The sequence below is a fragment of the Bradyrhizobium sp. NBAIM14 genome (genome assembly GCF_020193895.1).
In the GTDB taxonomy this organism is placed as follows: Bacteria; Pseudomonadota; Alphaproteobacteria; order Rhizobiales; family Xanthobacteraceae; genus Bradyrhizobium; species Bradyrhizobium yuanmingense.
In genome coordinates this window covers 361,843-383,072 of the sequence record NZ_JADYVQ010000001.1, presented here as the reverse complement: position 1 = coordinate 383,072, position 21,230 = coordinate 361,843, and the positions used below count along the sequence as shown (strand labels likewise).

Below are 21,230 nucleotides of genomic sequence, written 5' to 3'. Positions count from 1 at the left end.
CTCCGTCCCGTCGTGCGCGGCAGGAACTCCCGCCGCCTCCCGCGGGTTCTATCCCCGTGGCCCCGACAGCGGGGCCGGGTAAAGGGGAAATGACGCCTGCATGCTGTGGACCTGCTCCGGCCGGTCGGCCTCGTCCCCGCGGCGCTCATCCTCACCACCATTGCGGCCGGCGCCGAAGCGGGCAAATCGGCCGGCCCGTCCGAATTCCTGCTAGTGGCGCAGATCGTCCTGCTGATCGCGGTGGGTCGCGGCCTCGGCGAGATCATGATGCGCGTCGGCCAACCCTCAGTGATCGGCGAGCTGCTCGCCGGCATCATCCTGGGGCCGTCATTGCTCGGCTGGATTTGGCCCGAGGCGCAAGCCGCGATCTTTCCCAACACGCCCGAGCAGAAGGCGATGATCGCCGGCATCGCCCAGTTCGGCATCCTGCTGCTTTTGCTGCTGACCGGCATGGAAACCGACCTCAAGCTGGTCCGGAAGGTGGGCAGGGCCGCGATCGCGATCTCGATCGCTGGCATCGTCGTGCCGTTCGCCTGCGGCTTCGCACTCGGCGAGTTCCTGCCGGATGCGCTGCTGCCCAATCCGCAGGAGCGCCTGGTGGCGTCGCTGTTCATGGGCACGGCGCTGTCGATCTCCTCGGTGAAGATCGTCGCGGTCGTCGTGCGCGAGATGAACTTCATGCGCCGCAACGTTGGGCAGATCATCGTCGCGACCGCCGTGATCGACGACACCATCGGCTGGATCATCATCGCCGTCATTTTCAGCCTCGCTTCGCAAGGCTCGCTCGACATCGTTTCCGTGACCAAGTCGGTGCTGGGAACGCTCGCCTTCCTCGCGGTCAGCTTCACCATCGGCCGCCGCCTGGTGTTCCAGCTGATCCGCTGGGCTAACGACAATCTCGTCAGCGCGGCCGCGGTCATCTCCGTGATCCTGCTGCTGATGAGCGTCATGGCGATGATCACGCATCTGATCGGCGTCCACACCGTATTAGGTGCCTTCGTCGCCGGCATCCTGGTCGGGGAATCGCCGATCCTGACGCGGCAGATCGACGAGCGCCTGCGCGGGCTGATCTCAAGCTTCTTCATGCCGGTGTTCTTCGGTCTCGCCGGACTCAGCGCCGATCTCACGGTGCTGCGCGATCCCAACCTCCTGATGCTCACCGGCCTGCTCGTCGTGATCGCCAGCGTCGGCAAGTTCGGTGGCGCGTTCGTCGGCGGCACCGTGGGCGGGTTGAACGGGAGGGAGTCGCTGGCCCTCGCCAGCGGCATGAACGCGCGCGGCTCGACCGAGGTCATCATCGCGACCATTGGCCTGTCGATCGGCGTGCTCAGCCAGAACCTGTTCACGATGATCGTGACGATGGCGATCGTGACCACCATGGCGATGCCGCCGATGCTGCGCGCGGCGCTGGCCAGGCTGCCGATGAGCGCGGAGGAGAAGGAGCGGTTGGAGCGCGAGGAGTTCGAGAGGCGCGGCTTCGTCGCCAATCTCGAACGTCCCTTGCTCGCCGTGGACGAGAGCGTCAACGCCACCTTCGCCGCGCATGTCGCCGGACTGATCGCCGGCATGCGCGGCCTGCCGATCACGGTGCTGCATATCGGCAAGCGCGCCGAGGAACAAGAGAAGGGGCGCGGCGAGGAAGTGAGCCACGAAGCCGTGGTGAAGAAGGCGGCCGAAACCGTCTCCGCCAACAGCGACAACGATGCCGGCAGCGTCGATGTCATCAGCCGCACCAGGCGCGCGGAGCTTGGCGAGACCATTGCCGACGAGGCGCGCAAAGGCTTCGATCTCCTGGTCGTCGGCATCGCCAAGGTCGCCGCCACCAAGGACCGTTTCGATCGCAAGGTCGAGGATATTGCCGCGAAGTTCGAAGGACCGCTTGCGATCGTGGCCGCCAAGGGCAAGCACCTGAAACAGCCGATGCCCGAGGCGCTCAACATCCTCGTTCCCGTGTCCGGCAGCGCCGTCTCCAAGCGCGGTGCCGAGGTCGCCGTGGCGCTGGCGCAGGCCGGCTCAGGTTCGCTCCGGGTGGTCTATGTAGCGACGACGCGCGACAAGGGTGCGCAGCGCGGTCGCTCGCGCGGGTTGAGCCAGGAGACAGGCATCCTCAAGGACACCAGCGATCTCGCCGCCCGCCACGACGTCGACATCACCACGACCCTGCGCGTGAACCGCGCGCCGGAGGCGGCGATTCTGCGCGAGATCGACACCACCGACGTCGACCTCGTCGTCATGGGCGTTGACCGGATCCAGGCCGACCATCTCTCCTTCGGCGGCGTCGCCGATGCAGTGCTGCGACAGTCGAAGGTCTCGGTGCTCCTGGTCTCGAGCGGCGAGGCGCGGCAGGCGCCGGCGGAGCAGGGTTAGGGCTTCACCTCCGCCACCGCCTGCGGCTTCTTCTTCGACGCCCGCCAGTTCTCGAAGCGCTGCACCACCACGAAGAAGGCCGGCACGAACAGCACCGCAAGGCAGGTCGAGGCCAGCATGCCCGAGAATACCGTGATGCCGATCGACTTGCGCGCGCTGGCGCCGGCGCCGGTGGCGAGCACCAGCGGGACGACGCCGAGGATGAAGGCGAACGAGGTCATCAGGATCGGGCGGAAGCGGGCGCGCGCCGCCTCGATCGCGGATTCGATGATCGGCTTGCCGTCGCGGCCGTGCAGCTCGAGACCGACCTCGACGATCAGGATGGCGTTCTTGGCCGAGAGCGCGATCAAGAGGATCAGGCCGATCTGGCAATAGAGATTGTTGTCGATCTTGAGAGCGGAGAGGATCAGCATCGGCCCGAGCAGCGACAGCGGCACGGCGAGAATCACCGAGATCGGCGCGTACCAGCTCTCGTACTGGCCGGCGAGCACGAGATAGACCAGCAGCATGGCGAGCCCGAACACCCAGTAGATCTGGTTCGAGACCGCCTTCTCCTGATACGACATCGCGGTCCATTCATAGCCGGTGCCCGGCGGCAACGTCTTGTCCGCGATTTCCTCCATCAGCTTCAGCGATTGGCCCGACGAATAGCCCTGCGCCGGCAGGCCGATCACGGTCGAGGACGGATAGAGATTGTAGAGGCTGATCAGCGACGGGCCGGTGGCCGGCGTGATCTTTGCGACGGTGCCGATCGGGATCATGTCGCCATTCGAGTTGCGCACCTGCATGTTGGCGATGTCGCGCTCGGTGACGCGGAAGGCGGGATCGGCTTGCGTATAGACCTGGAACACGCGGCCGAACTTGTTGAACTGGTTGACATAGGAAGAGCCGAGATAGGTCGACAGCGCCGAGAACACCTGATCCGTGGTGACATGAAGCGTCTGAGTCTTGACGCGGTCGATCTCGACGTTGAATTGCGGCACCGAGGAGCGGAACGAGGACTGCACGCGCTGCAGCGCGCTCTGGCTTTGAGCGTTGGTGACCATCGCGCCGGTGATGGCCTGCAGCTTGGCGAAATCGCTGTTGCCGTCGCGCAGCTCGACCTGCATCGAGAAGCCGGCGGCGTTGCCGATGCCCTGGATCGGCGGCGGCGGCAACACGATGGTGCGCGCCTCCATGATATCAGCGAGCTTGTCGTTCAGGCCAAAGACCAGCGAGCGCAGATCCTCACCGGGCCCTTTACGCGCGTCCCAATCCTTCAGGATGATGTAGGCGACACCGGCATTGGCGAGGCTGGCGCTGTTGTCGAGCGCGGAGATGCCGGCGATGGTGATGACCTGCGCCACGCCGGGCGTGTCCTTGATCAGCCCGCTCGCTTTGTCGAGCACGGCCTGCGTCCGCTCCAGCGCGGCGCCGTCGGGCAGCTGCACCGCGGCGATCAGATAGCCCTGGTCCTCGATCGGCAGGAAGCCGGTCGGCACCCGCGACAGGCCATAGCCGCTGGCGGCGATGATCAGCAGTGCGAACGCGACCGAGATGGTGGCGTGCTTCACGAGGAACGTGATCAGCCTTGTGTAGCCGCGCTCGACGCGGTTGTAGACCGCATTGAAGCCCCGATAGAAGAAATTGCGCTGCTCCGGCGGCACGGCCGGCCGCAGCCACAGCGCGCATTGCGTCGGCTTCAAGGTCGCGGCGTTGATGGCGGAGAGCAGGGCGGTCGCGGCGATCACCAGCGCGAATTGCGAGTAGATGCGCCCGGTCAGTCCGGCGAGGAACGAAGCGGGCAGGAACACCGAGATCAGCACCAGCGTGATGCCGACGATCGGCGCGAACAGCTGGTCCATCGCGCGGATCGCGGCGTCGTGGCCGTTCATGCCCTGTTCGATGTTGTGGGCGGCGCCTTCGACCACGACGATGGCGTCGTCGACCACGATGCCGATCGCGAGCACGATCGCAAACAGCGTCGACATGTTGATGGTGAAGCCGAGCGCCGCCATCGCGGCGAAGGCGCCGATGATGGTGACAGGCACGGTCGTCGCCGGCACCAGCATCGCGCGCCAGTCCTGCAGGAAGATGAGGATCACGACCAGCACCAGCAGGCCGGCCTCGATCAGGGTCATATAGACCTCGTGCACCGAGGCCTCGACGAACTTGGTGGTATCGAACGGCGTGTCGTACTTGATGCCTTCGGGGAAGCGCTTGGCGAGCTCCGCCATCTTCTTCTCGACGGCCTGCTCGACCTGCAGCGCGTTGGCGCCCGGCGACTGGAACACGCCGATGCCGACCGCGGGCTGCTTGTTGAGCGAGAAGATCTGGCTGTAGGTCTGCGCGCCGAGTTCGACCCAGCCGACGTCGCGCACCCGCGTGACGTCGCCGCTCGTGCCCGTCTTGACGATGATGTTCTCGAACTGGCCGGAATCGTCGAGCCGTCCGTTGACGTTCAGCGTGTACTGGAACGCTTGTCCCGGCGGCGTCGGCGGCGCGCCGACCTGACCGGCGGCGACCTGCTGGCTCTGCTGCTGGATTGCCTGGATCACGTCCTGCGGCACCAGGCCACGCACCTGCAGCTTGTTGGGATCGAGCCAGATCCGCATCGAGTATTGCCCGGCGCCGAATACGGTGACGTTGCCGACGCCGGGCAGGCGCGAGAGCTCGTCGCGGATGTTGATGGTGGCGTAGTTGCTCAAGTAGAGGCTGTCGTACCTCGCATCCGGCGAGGTGAGCGTCACGAACAACAGGATCGAGGTCGACCGCTTCTGCACGGTGACTCCCTGGTTCTGCACGGCTTGCGGCAATTGCGACAATGCGCTGGAGACGCGGTTCTGCACCAGCACCTGCGCGAAGTTGAGGTCGGTGCCGATCTTGAAGGTCACGGTCAGCGTGTAGGTGCCGTCGGAGCCGCTGTAGGATTGCATGTACAGCATGTCCTCGACGCCGTTGACCTGCTGCTCGATCGGCAGCGCCACGGTATCGATCACGGTCTTGGCGCTGGCGCCGGGATAGCGCGTGGTGACCTGCACGGTCGGTGGCACCACGTCGGGATATTGCGCGATGGCGAGATTGAACAGCGCGACGCCGCCGATCAGGATCATCAACAGCGCGATGACGTTCGAGAGGACCGGCCGCTCGATGAAGAACTTTGAGATCATGGCTGGCAGCCCCTACTTGCTCGAGGCCTGCGTCTGCTCGATCTTCGTCACCTGCGGGTCGATCTTCTGGCCCGGGATGACGCGCAAGAGCCCCGCGGTCACGACGCGATCCTCTGGCTTCAGGCCGCTCTCGATCACGCGCAGGCCGTTGTCGACCGGGCCGATCTGTACCTTGCGCTGCTCGACGACGTTGTCGCTGTTGACGACGAGGAGATAGCGGCCGCCCTGGTCGCTGCCGAGCGCGGTGTCGGGAACGAGCAAGGCGCTCTTCTCCTGGTCGAAGGGCACGCGGACCCGGACGAAATAGCCAGGCAGCAGCACCCGCTTGTCGTTGGGAACGAGGCCGCGCACGGCCAGCGTGCCGGTCGACTGGTTGAGGGTCGGCGAGACGTAGTCGAGCTTGCCCTCATGAGGGTAGCCGGTATCGGTCTGCAGCCCCACTTGAATCGGGAAGTGCTTCATGTCCGCGGGCGTCAGTCCGCGACGGGTCGCCTCGGCGCGGATGCGCAGCACGTCCTGCTCGTTGACGGTGAAGTTCACATAGATCGGGTCCATCGCCACGATGGTGGCGAGCTGGGTCGGCGAGGAGACGCCGACGAGCTCGCCGATCGAGACCATGTGCGCGCTGACGATGCCGTCGAACGGTGCCGTGACCTTGGTGTAGCCGTAATTGACTTCGGCGAGCTTGGTGTTGGCCTGGGCCTGCTGCAGATTGGCCTGGGCGTTGTCGCGGTTCGAGGTCGAGGTGTCGAGCGTGGCTTGCGAGACCGCCTGGCGCTGCACCAGCTCGGCCTGTCGCTTGTAGTCGGCCTCCGCCTGCCGGAGCGAGGCCTGCGCGCCGACTTCGGCCGCCTGCGCCTGCTCGAGCTTGAGCTTGTAGGTCTCAGGCTCGATCGTGAACAGCTGGGTGCCCTGCTTCACGAATGTGCCGTCCTGATAGTCGATCGTTTGCAGAAAGCCCTGCACGCGCGCGACGAGATCGACGCTCTTGATCGGTGCCGTGTTGCCGGTCGCCTCGATGTAGCGCGTCACCGGACGCTGCACCGGCGTCGCGACGTCGACCTTGGGCGGCGGCGGCGCCACGAACGTGTTCTTGTCCTCGCAGCCGGCGAGCACAGCCAATGCCGCGGTTGCGGCGAGTGCCCGACCGATATGTTTCCTCGCTGCTCCATTGCGTCGTGCGGGAGATGCGGGATTTGCGCGGCTCATTCGGTGGTCCCCGATTGCTGTCTGTCGGTGCGGCAGGCTACCAACAAACGGGCAGTCGTGGAACACCATAGCCATGGCGGTCACGGGTCTTGCACCGAAAACGGCAGTGTGGCCTTTGACAGATTTGTCACGACAAGGCGCTTTGCGAACGATTGGCCCGTCCGCACCTAGAGCTGGCGCGCATGCCACGCCGCGAGCACATCCTTCTCGTCTTCGGCAGTGAGACCGACGACGGGCCCGTTGACGGCGTTGAGCCAATCAAGCGTATCGCGCGCGGTGTCTCCCGGCGGTCGCGAGGTCAATCCGGCCGCGCGTGCCGGCGAGGTATCGCGCGTCAGGAAGCCGGCGTAGTCCGGCAATGGCAGCCACATCGGTAAGGACCGCGGGCCCGCCCAACGCCTGACGTCATGCGCTTCCAGAAAGGCGCGATCGATCCAGGTGAAGGTGCAGGACGCGTTCAGCGCGGAAGCGCATTCGCTCAGGAATCCGCCGCGCGTGCGGATCGGCCCAATCCCGTCATAGATGCCGACGAGACCGCTCTCTGCCGCATGCACGATCCATTGCGCGAGATCGCGCACGTCGATGAACTGGACCGCATCCTCCGGCGATCCCGGCGCCAGCACCTCGCCGCCGCGCGCAAGCCGCGCCGGCCAATAGGCGAACCGTCCGGTCGGGTCCTCGGGGCCTGCGATCAGTCCGGCGCGGCAGATGAAGGCGTCATCGCCGACCGCCTGTTCGCAGGCGACCTTGGCTGCGCCGTAGATCGCCTCGGTGCTGTGCTCGATCTCTCCCGCAACAGGCTCGCGCAGCGGCGCCGTGTCGGCGCGTTGCCCCGGGATGCGGTTGTCCGCATAAACGCTGATCGTCGAGACGAAGGTCCAATGCACGCCCGGCCGCTTCAGCGCGGCGACTGCGCGACGGACCTGGCCGGGATGACGCGAGACATCGACCACGGCGTCGAATGTCTCACCCGCGAGCGGCGCAAGTCCGTCGGCCACGTCGCGGTCGATCCGCAGGAAGCGGGCGCCGGCGGCAATCGGCCCCGCAAGGCCGCGGGCCGCGCAGGTCACGTCATGCCCGCCAGCGGAGGCATGGCTTGCGATCGCCCGGCCGAGAAACTGGCTGCCGCCGAGAACGAGAATGCGCATGAAATGGTCCGTGGGGTCGATGCCACCGCGAGACTACAACCTGCGCTGGCAGTTGCAACCCGCTTTCTCAGCGTGTCCTGATCTCGGCGTATTTCGCCATCGCTTTCTCGAACTTCCGGTTGAACAGCCACATCGCGGCGAAGATTTCGCGATAGCTTGCCGAGGTTTTCGCCCGGTCGGCCCGTCCGAAGGCAAAGATGCTGTTGTTGCGCAGGTATCCCATGATTCTGGGGCTTGACACCCGGTAATTCAGGAGATCGCCCGATTTGAGCGCGGACCGCGTCGGGGTTGGAACGATCTGGATCAGCTGGAAAAGCTTCATCTGGTCGATCGTATCAGGCAGCGTCTTGACGATACCCGGAATCTCGCGGAACAGATCGGAGTGCGCGTTCATCAACCCGTTGCGGACGTTGGTCCAGTGGTTGAAGCGCTGATCGGTGCCGCGGGCACGCGCCTCCTCCTTGTCGTCTCGCGCGCTCAAGCCCGGGTCGATCGCAGCTACGTCGCCCTTGATCTTCTCCCATTTCCGCCGGCCGTTGCGGTCTTCGGAGGGGCCTGTCTGGAAGCTGCTGCCCCTATAGGTGTTCGAGCGTGCATTGCGGACATTCTGCTTGCCGTTGGTCTCCGCAAAGAACAGCCCGAGGCTGATCCGCCCGGCAGCTTCGGCGTGTTCGGGAGCGAGGCCCTTGGCGCGCGCAATCGCGGCCGCAAGATCGACGACGTCCTCGAACGGCGTCGGCGAGCTCTGCGCGTTGGCAGGCGGCGCCTCCATGAGGTCGAACAGCCTGCCGTATTCCTCGACCAGCGGCTCGATCTCGGCATCGAAATAGGCCGGAGGAATCTCGAACTTGTTCGGCCGGCCGATCCGCGACGGCATGACGTCGGTGAGGTCCTTGTAGCTGCTGATCACAGCGACGCGCGCGAGATAGAGCGCCTGTCCCGGCAGGTTCGGCAGCGGCTCCTTCGCCTCGATCTGGCGCCGCCGCTCAGTGAGGATGGATTTGAAGTCGCCGAGCGCGCGCTCGTAAGCCGCGAGCGCCTCCGATTGCTGTGGCGTCGGCGCCGCCTTTTGCGCAACGGTGGGCACCGCGCCGAAGATGGCAACAGCCGCAAGGGCCGCGGCGGCAAGTCGTCTCGATCCCATGGCCGATCCTATGGCTGGTTCCCGTCGATTCGATGGCCAGCGAGATCGTAGACGTCGGAGGCGAGCCGCCGCAATTCTCCTTTCACGCCGCCCGGTAGTCCGGCGCCGTCGCCAGGAACTTGGCGTAAGCATCCGCATCCGGCGGCTGGAAGCGGCCCGCGAGTCCGCCGCGCTTCTGGTTTTTCGCGCCGATATCGGCCATCAGCTCGTCGAAATGGCGGTAGTGATAAGGGGCGACGCAGAGGCCGCCATAGACGCCCGCGGCCGGCCGCTCGACGCGCTTGAAGTGCAGCATCATCTCGATGTTGTCGCGCATCGCCTGTGCCGTCGGCTGGTTCGCGAGCTGGCCGTCGGCATAACGCACCAGCCAGTTCGCCGCGAGGTCGGCGCAGAGCACGGTGCAGAACGAGGAGTTGAAGCCGACGAAGCCGAGCTCGGGCAGATCCGGATTGGCGATCAGGCGATAGAGCCGGTACTGCCCGTCGGCATCGACCAGTTTCTGCCGGTAGGCCTCGGGCAGGAACGGCACGCCGAGCTTGTAGCCGATCGCGAGCACGGCGACGTCGGCGCCCACGCGCTCGCCACCACTCATCACGATGCTGTCGCCCTCATAATGGTCGAACGTGCCGAACACGGCCTTGATGCGGCCGTCGGCGACCATCGGGTAGAAGCCCGGCGTTGCGATGGGCACCGAGCAGTTGACGCCGTCCTCGATGCGCTCCTTCGGCACCATGTTGCAGCGGCCGAGCTTGAGCTGCGCCTTCAACAGGCTCTCCAGCCCGCGCCAATTGGCCCAGACCAGCGGCGCGGCGAGGCGGTGCGCGAGCCGTCCCATCGTGCTGATGCCCCAACCCGGAAACATCTCCTCCTGCGCGCGGATGTAGAGGATGCGCTTGAAGTTCACGAGACCGCCGATGAAATAGGGAATGCGCCAGACCGGCTCACGCATCACGATGGTGACCTCGCGCGCGCCTGACTTCACCGCATTCACGGCGATGTCGGTTGCGGACTTCGAGCCGCCGAGCACGACGACGCGGCGTTCCTTCGCCAGGGTCGGATCGCCGTATTTCGACGAGTGCAGGATCTGGCCGCCCTGCGCCAGAAAGCCGTCCTCGCCGGGGCAATGCAGCTCGCGCGGCTCGTTGAACTGCCCGGTGCAGACCGCGACGAAATCGAAATCCTCGCTCGTGGTCGTGCCGTTCTTGTCCTTCAAGGCGAGCGTCCATCCCGGCCTGCCGTCGGCACGGCGCGCCATGCCGGCGACTTCGGTGTTGAGCCGCAGCATGCGCTCGAGGCCAAAACTCTTGGCATAATCGGCGAGGTAGGCGTGGACCTGCGGCCCGGTCGGCCATTCCGGATAGGCATCCGGCATGGCGCGGTCGGTGTAGCGGTAGAGCTCCTTCGGGCTCTGGGTCTGCACCTCGGGGTAGGAGCGCGCCGGCTCCCAGACGCCGCCGAGATCTGAGCTGCGCTCGACGATCGTGACGCGGTGGCCTCGGGTGGAGAATGCTTTCGCGGCGGCAAGGCCGGAGACGCCGGCGCCGATCACGCAGACATGTTTTGGGCTGACCATGGGTTTGCTCGATGTGTTTGGCGCGCAAGCGACCGCGTTCGGCCGCACGGTGCGGCCGGCCAGGCTGCAAGCAGATGCAAGTGGAGGGAGCGGCGACCGCTAGTCGTTGGCCTCGGGCGGCAGGAAGTCGACCTCGTGCAGCGCCGAAATGCGCACGACCTCGGCCGGGTCGGTCAGATTGTGCAGCTGGTTGAACAGCGCCTCCAGCTTCTGCATCGGCGAGACCCAGAACAGCGCGCGGCACGGCTTGTCGGACTTGTTGAAATAGCCGTGCGGAATGCCGCGGGGCATGCGCACGAGGTCGCCGGCATTGGCCTTGACCCATTGACCGTCGAGCTTGAGATCGAGCGTGCCTTCCTGCACCAGGATGAACTCGTCCTGGGTCGGATGGATATGCACCGGCACGAACTGGCCGGGATCGCTGTTGGTCTCGAACGCGAAAGTGGAGTCGGTGACGGCCTTGGGGAAATAGACCTGGCCAAGGATGTTCCAGCTCTTGCCGCCGTAGCCTTTCCCGTTCGCGGTGATGCCTTTTTCGAGTGCAGTCATGGCTTGCTCCTCATGGATTCCGGCGGGGACGGAGCATCGTCCGAGGACGGACCGCCTGTCTATCCGCTAAACGAATCCGGATGAACCTATTGCCATGCAGCACGACGAATTTGCGAGCTCCGGCCCTTTTCGCCCCCGCGGAACTATTATAGGCTTAAAGGAATTCCGGGCGCGAAGCATGGTCGACGATGTCCGCAGCCGAGCTGGAAATGAGCGCAACAGCCTCTGCAGCCGAACGGCTTGCGGCCTTCGCCCGCGTAACCACTGATGACGTCGACGAGGCGGCCGAGCAGATCGGGCGCATCTTCTGCCCGCATGATCTCAAGCCGACACAGGCGCGCGCGGCCGGCTTCTCGGCCCGGCACAATTGCGCGGCGTTCGAGGGTTTCTCCATCAACTACGTCGCCTATGGCGGAGCGGTCAGCATCGATCCGGGCTGCCTCGAGCGCTTCTTCCTGGTGCAGGTCCCGCTTGCTGGCAGCGCCCGCATTCGTGCCGGTCGTCGTGAGCTCGATGCGGCCCCGGACCGGATCGCGTCGCTGCTGTCGCCGACAATTCCGACCCGGATGATGTGGAGCGATTGTGCGCAGGCGATCCTGCTGCTCGATCGCCGCATGGTCGAGCAGCGCGCCGCGGCCTTGTCGGGCAGGGCGACCGGGGTGGTCGAGTTCGATCCGGTGATCGAGCTGGATGCGCCGTCCGGGCGGGCCCTGCAGACGAGGCTCGCCGAGCTGATGACACTCGCCGAGCGTCTCGGACCATCAGGCCGGCTGTCGCCGGCCGCAATGGCCGATTGGCGCGAAGCGCTGCTCGATCATCTGCTCAACCGGCAGCGGCATGGCCTGTCGGATGCGATTGAAACTTTCTCAGGACAGGCCGAGCGTTTGCCGCGTGCCCTTCGCGCCGCGCGCGACCACCTTGCCGACCATGCCGGCGAGCCGCTCGACCTCGCGCAGCTCGCCTGCGCCTCCGGCATCGGCATCCGCGCGCTGCAGCTCGGCTTCCGCCGTCACTTCGGCGTGTCGATCTCGCAGATGCTGCTCGACATGCGCCTCGCCGGCCTCAATGCGCGCCTCGCGCAAGCCGCACCCGATGTTTCCATCACCGAGATGGCCTTCGATCTCGGCTTCACCCATCTCGGCCGCATGGCCGGCGCCTACCGCGAGAAATTCGGCGAGACGCCGTCAGCCACGCTGCGGCGAAGGATGAGCTAGATCCGTCTCGCCAGGCCTTGATGCCGGACTCAACCCTCCGGCGAGTCGGTCTGGCGCAGCGTCGTCACCCAGATCACGCGCGCCACCTGCTGGGTCGGGTTGTCGAACATGTGCGGCACGATGCTCGGAAAACGAAAGCTGTCGCCGGCTTCCAGCACATGGGCCTGGTTGTCGAGCCACAGCCGCAGGCTGCCCGAGAGGATGTAGCCCGCCTTCTCGCCGGTGTGCTGCAGGAAGTCGGTGCCGGAGGAGGCGCCGGGGTTGAGCGTGAGCTCGTAGAGCTCGAGCTGGCCTTTGCCTTCCGGGGTCAGCGCTTCCTTGACGACGCCGCTGGCGGTGAGCCGCAGCAGCCGCCTGGCGTTCTTGCGCACGGTGTAGCGCGGCGCTTCGGCAGGATCGCTGCTCTCGAAGAAATAGGAGATGGGAACGTCGAGCGCGATTGAGAGCAGGCGCAGCGTGCGGATCGACGGCATCGCGCGCGCACGTTCGAGCTGGCTGATCATGCCGGTCGACAGGCCGGTCTTGTTGGCGACGTCCTGGATCGAGAGGCCGGCGCGCTGACGCAGCAGCCGCACTGTTTCACCCAGGCGCTGGTCGACCGCATCTTCGGCCTCGGTCGTCGGAGCGTCCTTCAGACTGTTCGTGTCGCCGCGACCATCCATGTCGCTCTCCCATGCATCATCTCAGCGTCGGGGATCGAGCCCCGCGCCTTCAGTCAGAGTGAAAAGCTGGCGCATTCTAGCAATGCGATTGACAGCTGTATTTAGTCGTGATGAACTTTTGGGAGAAAAATTTAGAAGCACTAAAGCCCACTCCTGTCCCTTTGCCGGGGTCTCGGGGGCGCGGGAGACGGTGCCGCGTGCGGAAACGGAGAGTGGGTCATGGCGGACGACACCGGCAAGTTCGGCGTTGGGGCAGGACATCTCGGCATTCCGAATCGCCGTCAATTCTTCCAGCTCGGCGCGGGCGCGGCCGCAGGCTGGACGCTTTCAGGGAACGCTTCCGCGCAGACCGAACGTCCCACCAATCCGCCGGGCAAGCCGCGTGGCCAAGTGATTGCGGCGCTGTCGCAAGAGCCGACCGTCTTTCATCCCTTGATGCCGGGCATCGAGGTCGATCAGGGCATCTGGTGGCAGGTGTTCTCGCCGCTCTGGTACATCGAGCCCGATGGCAAGTTCGTCCCCGACCTCGCCCGCGAAGTCCCGACCATCGAGAATGGCGGCCTCTCCGCCGATGGCCTGACCTGGAAGATCAAGCTGCGCAATGACGTGAAATGGCACGATGGCACGCCGTTCACGGCCGAGGACGTCAAGTTCTCGCTCGAGCTGATCAACAATCCCGATTTCCGCGTCCGCAACCGCGTCGGCCACAGCCTCGTCAAGGACATCAAGGTCGTCGCGCCCGACGAGATCCACTGGCGAATGGAGGCTCCCTATTCGCCATACATGTCGATCCTCTCGCTCACCTTCATCGTGCCCAAGCACATCCTGGAGAAGGTGTCCGATCCGAATTCCTCGCCGTTCCACAACGCACCCGTCGGGACCGGGCCGTTCCGCTGGGCCGAGCGCGTGCCGGGCGACCACATTCAGCTGAATGCCCATGCCGGCTATCACGGCAAAGGACCTTACGTCGAACGCGTCGTTTTCAAATACATTCCGGACCTGACCGTTCTCTACACCCAGTTCCGCACCGGCCAGGTCGACTACACCGGCCTGCAGGGCATCCTGCCGAACTTCGTGCAGGAGGCGAAGGCGCTGAAGGGCCGCAAGATCTTCGTTTCCTCGACGTCTTCGGTGGAGCACATCGCGCCCAATCTGGAATTCGGTCCCTTTGCCGATCGCACCGTGCGCGAGGCGCTCTATCTCGCCATCAACAAGCAGGCGATCATCGACGCGCTGAACTACGGCCTGCCGACGCCGACCGAGAGCTTCGTGCCGCAGCAGGCCTGGTCGTTCCAGCAGGGTCTGCCGCAGCACAAATACGATCCCGCCAAGGCCAACGCGCTGCTCGATGCCGCGGGCTGGGTTCGCGGCTCCAGCGGCATTCGCGAGAAGGGCGGCGTCAAGCTCGAATTCACCAATTCCACGACATCGGGCAATGCGGTGCGCGAGCAGACCCAGCAGCTCCTGATCCAGGACTGGCGCGCGATCGGCGCTGCGATGCGCGTCAATAACATGCCGGCGGCGGTGATCTGGGGCGAGTTCTGGCAGCAGTCCAAGTTCAACTCGGTGCTGGTGTCCGTGAACTTCATGCTCGGCAGTGACCCCGACGTGACGCCGCGCTTCGGCTCCGGCGCCATTCCCGCTAAGGGCGGCCGTGGCTTCAACACCTATCAGTACAGAAGCCCGGAGGCGGATCGTCTGCTCGCCGAAGGCGCCAAGCAGTTCGAACTCGCCCAGCGCAAGACCACTTATGGCGACCTGCAGAAGCTGATCCGAAACGATTTTGCGATCCTGCCGCTGTTCCAGGGCTTCATTGCGGAGGGCGTAAAAGAGGGGCTGCAAGGCTTCCGTCCCAACATCAACACCTCCATCAATTGCTGGAACATCCGCGAATGGTATTGGGCCTGATGTCTCGGGCTGGTCGGATCGCCTGAGATGGCCCGCTACGTCGTCAATCGCCTGGCGCAGGCGATCATGCTGCTCGTGATCGTCTCGGGGATCGGCTTCGCCATCCTGCATCTGGCGCCCGGCGGGCCGCTGTCGCAGTTTGCCGTCTCAAGCCAGATGACGCAGGAGGATCTCGACCGCGTCACCAGGCAGCTCGGCCTCGATCGTCCGCTGCCGGTCCAATATCTCGACTGGTTCGGCCGCATGGTGCGGGGTGATTGGGGCAAGTCGTATCGCGACAGCGAGGCGGTGCTGTCGGTGATCTCCTCGCATCTCGGCGCCACGCTGGAGCTGATGGCGACGGCGACCATCATCGCCGTGCTGCTCGGCTGCTGGATCGGCATCCTTGGCGCGCTACGCCGCTACTCGCTGTTCGATACGCTTGCCACCGTCGGCGCCATGATCGCGCTGTCGATCCCGACCTTCTGGTTCGGCCTCGTCACCATCTACGTCTTCTCGGTCAAGCTCGGCTGGCTGCCGGCGGGCAACCGGCATACCATTGGCGACGGCTCCTTCCTCGACCTGCTGCATCATCTGATCGCGCCGGCCATGGTGCTGGCGCTGGTCGAGACCGCGATGTGGGGCCGTTTCATGCGATCCTCGATGCTCGAGGTCATCAACCAGGACTACATCCGCACTGCACGCGCCAAGGGCATGCCGGAATGGCGCATTCTCACGGTGCACGCGCTTCGCAACGCGCTGCTGCCGATGATCACGGTCGCCGGCCTGCAGTTTCCGACGCTGCTGGGCGGTGCGCTGGTGGCGGAGACCGTGTTCACCTGGCCGGGCATGGGCCGCCTGTTCCTGGATTCGATTGGTTACCGCGACTATCCCGTTGTGATGGGCATCCTGATGTTCTCGGCGACGATGGTGCTGATCGGCTCGCTGCTGGCAGACATCCTCTATGCCGTCGTCGATCCGCGCATCCGGGTGGGCTGAAGCGATGGCGACCGCAGCCCTCTCCACCGTTCAGCTCTCGCCCGGCCAGGCCGCGTGGCGGCGCTTTCGCCGGCATCGGTTGGCGCTCGCGGGCGCCTTGATCATCCTCGTGCTCGTGCTCGGTTCGACGTTCGGCCCCTACCTGCTGCCGTTCGACGACACCTACATCGACATCATGAAGCGGTTCGCGCCGCCGCTCTCCGGCGCGCATATTCTCGGCACCGACGAGCTCGGCCGCGACGTGCTGGCACGGTTGATGATGGGCGGGCGGGTCTCGCTCTCGATCGGCATCGTCGCGATGGTGATCGCGATGGCGGTCGGCATTGTCGTCGGCGCCTTTGCCGGGTTCTATGGCGGCGCGGTCGGCGCGGTGTTGATGCGGCTCGTCGACGCCGTGCTGTGCTTTCCGACCATCTTCCTGCTGCTGGCCCTCGCAGCGCTGACCGAGCCCGGTCTCGTCACCACCACCATATTGATCGCCGCCACGGCCTGGATGGCGGTGGCCCGCGTGGTCGAAGCCCAGGTGCGCTCGTTGCGCGAGCGGGAATTCGCGGTGGCCGCGCTCGCGTTCGGCTCCTCGAACCTGCGCATCATGTTCCGCGAGCTCGTGCCCAACGCGATCGCGCCGATCGTGGTTGCCGCGACGCTCAACGTCGCCAAGGCGATCCTGCTCGAATCCTATGTCAGCTATCTCGGCTACGGCATCCAGCCGCCGGCGGCGAGCTGGGGCAACATGCTCAACAATGCGCAGATCTATCTCACCAGCGCGCCCTGGCTCGCGATCGCGCCGGGCGTCGCCATCACGCTCGCGGTGACCAGCTTCAACTTTCTCGGTGACGGCCTGCGCGATGCGCTCGATCCGCGAATGAACATCCCGTGACGCGCAAGACCTCTGACGCGCAAGAGCTCGAACTGAACTCCAGGAGTGCCCCATGTCCCCGCCGCTCAACCGCATCAACAGCGACGAACGCCTGCCGGCGCAGGTAGATGTCGTCGTCATCGGCGGCGGCGTCATCGGCGTCTCGGCCGCCTATCATCTGGCGCAGAAGGGGCACTCCGTCGCGCTGGTCGAGAAGGGCCATGTCGGCGGCGAGCAGTCGAGCCGCAATTGGGGCTGGTGCCGCCAGCAAGGCCGCGCACGCGAGGAGATCCCGCTCGCGCGCGAGGCGCTGCTTCTGTGGGAGGACATGCAGAACGATGCCGGCGTCGATGCCGGCTTCCGGCGAACCGGGGTGTTGTTCCTGACCAAGAGCAAGGACGAACTCGCCAGCTGGGAGCGCTGGGCCGCGGTCGCGCGCGAGATGCAGGTTCACTCCACCGTGCTGACGCCGGCCGAGGTCGCCGAGCGCATGCCCGGCAACGCCGACACATGGGTCGGCGGCCTGCACACGCCGAGCGATGGCCGCGCCGAGCCGTCGATGGCCGTCCCTGCGCTCGCCACCGCCGCACGCAAGCACGGCGTCACCATCCACCAGGGCTGCGCCGCGCGCGGGCTGGAGACGATGGGCGGGAGGGTCAGCGCCGTCGTCACCGAGAAGGGCACCATCCGCACGCAATCCGTGCTGCTGGCGGGCGGCGCGTGGTCATCGCTGTTCTGCCGCCGCCACGGCATCGAGCTGCCGATCGGCCTCGTCAACGCCACCGCGTGCCGGACCACGCCGGGACCGGAGATCACCTCCGGCGCGCTCGGCACCGATTTCTACTGCATCCGCCGCCGCCTCGACGGCGGCTTCACGCTGGCGCTGCGCAACCGCGGCACGGTCGAGCTGTCGCCGGACCTGTTCCGTTACGCGCGCACGTTCTGGCCGACCTATCAGCATCGCAAGAACGGATTGAAGCTCTCGTTCGGCAAGTCGTTCTTCGATCAGCTCATGCGCGGCACCAGCTGGAGTTTCGACAAGCCATCGCCGTTCGAGGCCGAGCGCGTGCGCGATCCGGCGCCCGACATGTCGCTGGTCAACTCGGCGCTGGCGGCGCTGATCAAGTCGAATCCGGAATTGAAGGACATCGAAATCGCCGAAGCCTGGGGCGGCACCATCGACTGCACGCCCGATACGATACCGGTGATCTCACCGGTCGATGCGCTGCCGGGCTTCTTCCTCGCGACCGGCTTCTCGGGCCACGGTTTCGGCATCGGTCCCGCCGCTGGCAAGCTTGCGGCCGACCTCGTGACGGGCGCGACGCCGCTGGTCGATCCCGCCGCTTACAGCCACAAGCGCATGATCGACGGCCGTCGTCTCGCGCCGGTCAGCCCGTTCTGAGGCCGGCATGACGGTTCTCTACAAGGCCAATATGGTGCGCGGCGCCGAGTGGGCGCTCTTCTTCGCGGAGCGCGCGCCTGATGTGCCGTTCCGGCTCTGGCCCGACATCGGCGATCCGGCCGCGGTGCGCTATCTCGTGGCCTGGGTGCCGCCGGATGACATCACGACGACCTTTCCCAATCTCGAGCTGGTCTTCTCGGTGGGCGCGGGCGTCGATCAGTTCGACACCACGACAGTCCCGGCGCACATCCCGCTGGTCCGCATGCTGGAGCCCGGCATTGCCGAGACCATGGTCGAATACGTCACCATGGCCGTGCTTGCCCTGCACCGTGATCTCCTCGATTTCGTCAGTCAGCAGAGGCAGCAGGTCTGGCGCGAGATCCGGATCACGCCGGCCAGGCGCCGGCACGTCGGCGTGATGGGGCTCGGCCAGCTCGGCCAGGCCGTGCTGGAACGGCTCAAGACGTTCGGCTTTCCGCTTCTTGGGTGGAATCGTTCGCCGCGCGAGATCGAAGGCGTCACCTGTTACGCGGGGGCCGATGCCTTGCCAGAATTTCTGGCGCAGGCCGACATTCTCGTCTGCCTGCTGCCGCTGACGGATCAAACGCGCGGCATTCTCAATGCCGAGCTGTTCGCGCGCCTGCCGCGCGGGGCAGGGCTCGTCAATGTCGGACGCGGCCCGCATCTCGTCGAGGCCGATCTCCTCGCAGCCCTCGACAGCGGCGCGCTATCAGGTGCGGTGCTCGACGTCACCGATCCCGAGCCGCTGCCGGCAGGCCACCCGTTCTGGAGCCATCCGCGTATCCTGCTGACGCCGCACAACGCCAGCATGACCACGCCCGATACGGCCGTCGATTTCGTGCTCGACGTCATCGCGCGTCACCGCCGCGGCGAGGAGCTGCCGGGGCTGGTCGATCGCAGGCGGGGCTATTAGGGCAATCGCATGAGCATCGGCACAAAAAGATCTGATCAGGCCGTTGCCGAAGCACAGGCAGCGGTACTCTCCGTCTCCAGCCTCACCACCTCCTTCATGCTCGAGCGGCAATGGATTCCGGTCGTTCGCAACGTCTCGTTCGACATCGCGGCCCGCGAGACCGTCGCGATCGTCGGCGAGTCCGGCTCGGGCAAGAGCGTCACCGCGCTGTCGATCATGCGGCTCATTCCGAGCGAGATCGGCCGGGTCGAGGGCCGCGTCATGCTGGCGGGGCGCGATCTGCTCGCGCTGCCCGAGGCTGATATGAAGGATATCCGCGGCAATGACGTCGCCATGATCTTCCAGGAGCCGATGACGAGCCTCAATCCGGTGCTCACCATCGGCTTCCAGATCGCGGAGGCGCTGATCCAGCATCGCGGCCTGTCGCGCGCGGCGGCGGAGGCGGAGACCGTCCGCCTGCTCGATCGCGTCCGCATCCCTGCGGCGGCGTCGCGCTTCCACGAGCACCCGCATCGCTTCTCCGGCGGCATGCGCCAGCGCGTGATGATCGCGATGGCGCTGGCCTGCAAGCCGAAGCTTCTGATCGCGGACGAGCCGACCACCGCGCTCGACGTCACCATCCAGGCCCAGATCCTGGAACTGCTCAAAGAACTTCAGCAGGAGGAGGGCATGTCGATCCTCTTCATCACCCACGACATGGGCGTGGTCGCCGAGATCGCGGACCGCACCGTGGTGATGTATGGCGGGCAGGCGGTGGAGACGGACGCCACCGCGCGCATTTTTGCCGCGCCCGCGCATCCCTATACGCGCGCGCTGCTCGCGGCCGTGCCGCGGCTCGGCTCGATGGACGGGCGGATGCGGCCGATGCGGTTTCCGATCGTCGACAAGGTGACGGGCACGTCGGACGAGCCGGCCGAGACGCCCGATACGGTCTCGCCCGCCGAGCGGCCTCTGCTGGAAGTCTCAAACCTCACGACGCGCTTTCCGATCCGCTCGGGCCTGTTCGGCAAGGTCTCGGGCCGCGTCCATGCGGTCGAGAACGTCTCCTTCACCTTGCGCGCCGGCGAGACACTGGCGCTGGTCGGCGAATCCGGCTGCGGCAAGTCGACCACCGGACGCTCCATCCTGAAGCTGACGCAGCCGGACAGCGGTACGGTCCTGATCGATGGCCAGGATGTGCTGGCCATGAACGGCCGGGCTTTGCGCGATGTCCGCAAGCACATGCAAATCGTGTTTCAGGATCCGTTCGCGAGCCTCAATCCGCGCATGTCGGTGGGAACGGCGATCGCTGCGCCACTGCTCGCCAACGGGCTCGCGACGGCGTCGCAGGCGCGCGACAAGGTCGCCGACCTGCTCGTCCGTGTTGGTCTTTCCGCCGACATGGCGGCGCGTTTCCCGCACGAATTCTCCGGTGGCCAGCGCCAGCGCATCTGCATCGCGCGCGCGCTCGCACTCGGCCCGAAACTGATCGTCGCGGACGAAGCAGTCTCCGCGCTCGACGTCTCGGTCAAGGCGCAGGTCGTCAACCTGATGCTCGACCTCCAGGCCAGCATGGGCCTTGCCTATCTCTTCATTTCCCACGACATCGCCGTGGTCGAGCGCATGAGCCACCGCGTCGCCGTGATGTATCTCGGCGAGATCGTCGAGATCGGCCCGCGCGCGTCGGTGTTCGGCAATCCGCAGCATCCCTACACCAAAAAGCTGATGGCCGCCGTGCCGGTGCCCGATCCGTCACGCCGCGGCACGCCGCGTCCAACCTCCAACGACGAGATCAGAAGCCCGGTCCGCGCGCCGGATTATCAGCCCCCCGTGCGGCGCTATCGCGAAGTGTCGCCCGGTCACGTCGTGCAGATGTGGGGCGAGGAATGGTCGGCCTGAGGCTGCGAGCTTCACGAAACCAAGCGCGTATCTTTGATTTCGGCCAGACGCGGGCAGCGTGCTGACCAACCGCGCGTTGCAGATCCAGCATGTTCGCCGTCCGTTATCGCGAAATGAGATGCGTCCTTCGGAAATTGTGACCGAATAGAGCGACAGGGAGGACCGTGTGTGAACCGCTTCATACGCGCTCGCTCTCTTTCTGAATTACCACTCTCGCAACGAAAATTGCCGCACCCGGATCATTTGAAACACGGGT

15 protein-coding genes are annotated in these 21,230 nt (G+C 65.8%); 8 read left to right on the top strand and 7 right to left on the bottom strand.

What is annotated here, in order from left to right; all coding sequences use genetic code 11:
- Positions 1-105: 105 nt before the first annotated feature.
- A complete protein-coding gene (locus I6F28_RS01715) occupies positions 106-2,367 on the top strand; it encodes a cation:proton antiporter domain-containing protein (protein WP_225139135.1) in 2,262 nt (753 codons plus the stop codon).
- On the opposite strand, the gene I6F28_RS01710 is transcribed toward I6F28_RS01715, so the two are convergent.
- The 6 genes from I6F28_RS01710 to I6F28_RS01685 form a co-directional block, all read right to left on the bottom strand.
- The gene (locus tag I6F28_RS01710; protein ID WP_225139134.1) at positions 2,364-5,516 is read right to left on the bottom strand and encodes an efflux RND transporter permease subunit; all 3,153 of its coding nucleotides are present in this window, start codon (positions 5,514-5,516) and stop codon (positions 2,364-2,366) included. The two genes, I6F28_RS01715 and I6F28_RS01710, sit on opposite strands and share 4 nt — an antisense overlap.
- Before the next feature lie 12 nt (positions 5,517-5,528).
- The gene (locus I6F28_RS01705) at positions 5,529-6,725 is read right to left on the bottom strand and encodes an efflux RND transporter periplasmic adaptor subunit (protein WP_057026060.1); all 1,197 of its coding nucleotides are present in this window, start codon (positions 6,723-6,725) and stop codon (positions 5,529-5,531) included.
- A gap of 167 nt (positions 6,726-6,892) precedes the next feature.
- A complete protein-coding gene (locus tag I6F28_RS01700) occupies positions 6,893-7,873 on the bottom strand; it encodes an NAD-dependent epimerase/dehydratase family protein (protein ID WP_109144739.1) in 981 nt (326 codons plus the stop codon).
- A 67-nt stretch (positions 7,874-7,940) separates the two neighbouring features.
- Positions 7,941-9,017 (bottom strand): hypothetical protein, encoded by a 1,077-nt coding sequence (locus I6F28_RS01695; RefSeq protein ID WP_225139133.1) that lies wholly within the window; start codon positions 9,015-9,017, stop codon positions 7,941-7,943.
- Positions 9,018-9,099: 82 nt separating this feature from the next.
- Positions 9,100-10,590 carry a flavin-containing monooxygenase gene (locus tag I6F28_RS01690; protein ID WP_225139132.1) on the bottom strand — a complete coding sequence of 497 codons (1,491 nt, stop codon included), beginning with the start codon at positions 10,588-10,590 and terminating at the stop codon, positions 9,100-9,102.
- A 99-nt stretch (positions 10,591-10,689) separates the two neighbouring features.
- Positions 10,690-11,139, bottom strand: a complete 450-nt coding sequence (locus tag I6F28_RS01685) for a cupin domain-containing protein (RefSeq protein WP_036027225.1) — start codon at positions 11,137-11,139, stop codon at positions 10,690-10,692.
- A gap of 188 nt (positions 11,140-11,327) precedes the next feature.
- Between I6F28_RS01685 and I6F28_RS01680 the strand changes: the two genes are divergently transcribed.
- A complete protein-coding gene (locus I6F28_RS01680) occupies positions 11,328-12,353 on the top strand; it encodes an AraC family transcriptional regulator (RefSeq protein WP_109144736.1) in 1,026 nt (341 codons plus the stop codon).
- Between the two features lie 29 nt (positions 12,354-12,382).
- Here the strand turns inward: I6F28_RS01680 and I6F28_RS01675 are convergent, their stop codons facing one another.
- A complete protein-coding gene (locus tag I6F28_RS01675) occupies positions 12,383-13,015 on the bottom strand; it encodes a cupin domain-containing protein (protein WP_225126063.1) in 633 nt (210 codons plus the stop codon).
- Positions 13,016-13,234: 219 nt separating this feature from the next.
- On the opposite strand from I6F28_RS01675, the gene I6F28_RS01670 reads away from it, so the two are divergent.
- Genes I6F28_RS01670 through I6F28_RS01645 form a run of 6 tightly spaced genes read left to right on the top strand, consistent with a single transcriptional unit; the run spans position 13,235 to position 20,974 of the window.
- Complete coding sequence (locus I6F28_RS01670; protein ID WP_225139131.1) at positions 13,235-14,923, top strand: peptide ABC transporter substrate-binding protein; 1,689 nt, start codon at positions 13,235-13,237, stop codon at positions 14,921-14,923.
- Positions 14,924-14,950: 27 nt separating this feature from the next.
- A complete protein-coding gene (locus I6F28_RS01665) occupies positions 14,951-15,901 on the top strand; it encodes an ABC transporter permease (protein WP_225139130.1) in 951 nt (316 codons plus the stop codon).
- Between the two features lie 4 nt (positions 15,902-15,905).
- A complete protein-coding gene (locus I6F28_RS01660; RefSeq protein WP_109144735.1) occupies positions 15,906-16,781 on the top strand; it encodes an ABC transporter permease in 876 nt (291 codons plus the stop codon).
- Positions 16,782-16,833: 52 nt separating this feature from the next.
- Positions 16,834-18,162 carry an NAD(P)/FAD-dependent oxidoreductase gene (locus I6F28_RS01655; RefSeq protein ID WP_109144734.1) on the top strand — a complete coding sequence of 443 codons (1,329 nt, stop codon included), beginning with the start codon at positions 16,834-16,836 and terminating at the stop codon, positions 18,160-18,162.
- A gap of 7 nt (positions 18,163-18,169) precedes the next feature.
- Entirely contained in the window at positions 18,170-19,096 is a 927-nt protein-coding gene (locus I6F28_RS01650) for a 2-hydroxyacid dehydrogenase (protein ID WP_225139129.1), read from the top strand.
- Between the two features lie 9 nt (positions 19,097-19,105).
- Positions 19,106-20,974, top strand: a complete 1,869-nt coding sequence (locus I6F28_RS01645) for an ABC transporter ATP-binding protein (protein WP_225139128.1) — start codon at positions 19,106-19,108, stop codon at positions 20,972-20,974.
- Positions 20,975-21,230 lie beyond the last annotated feature (256 nt).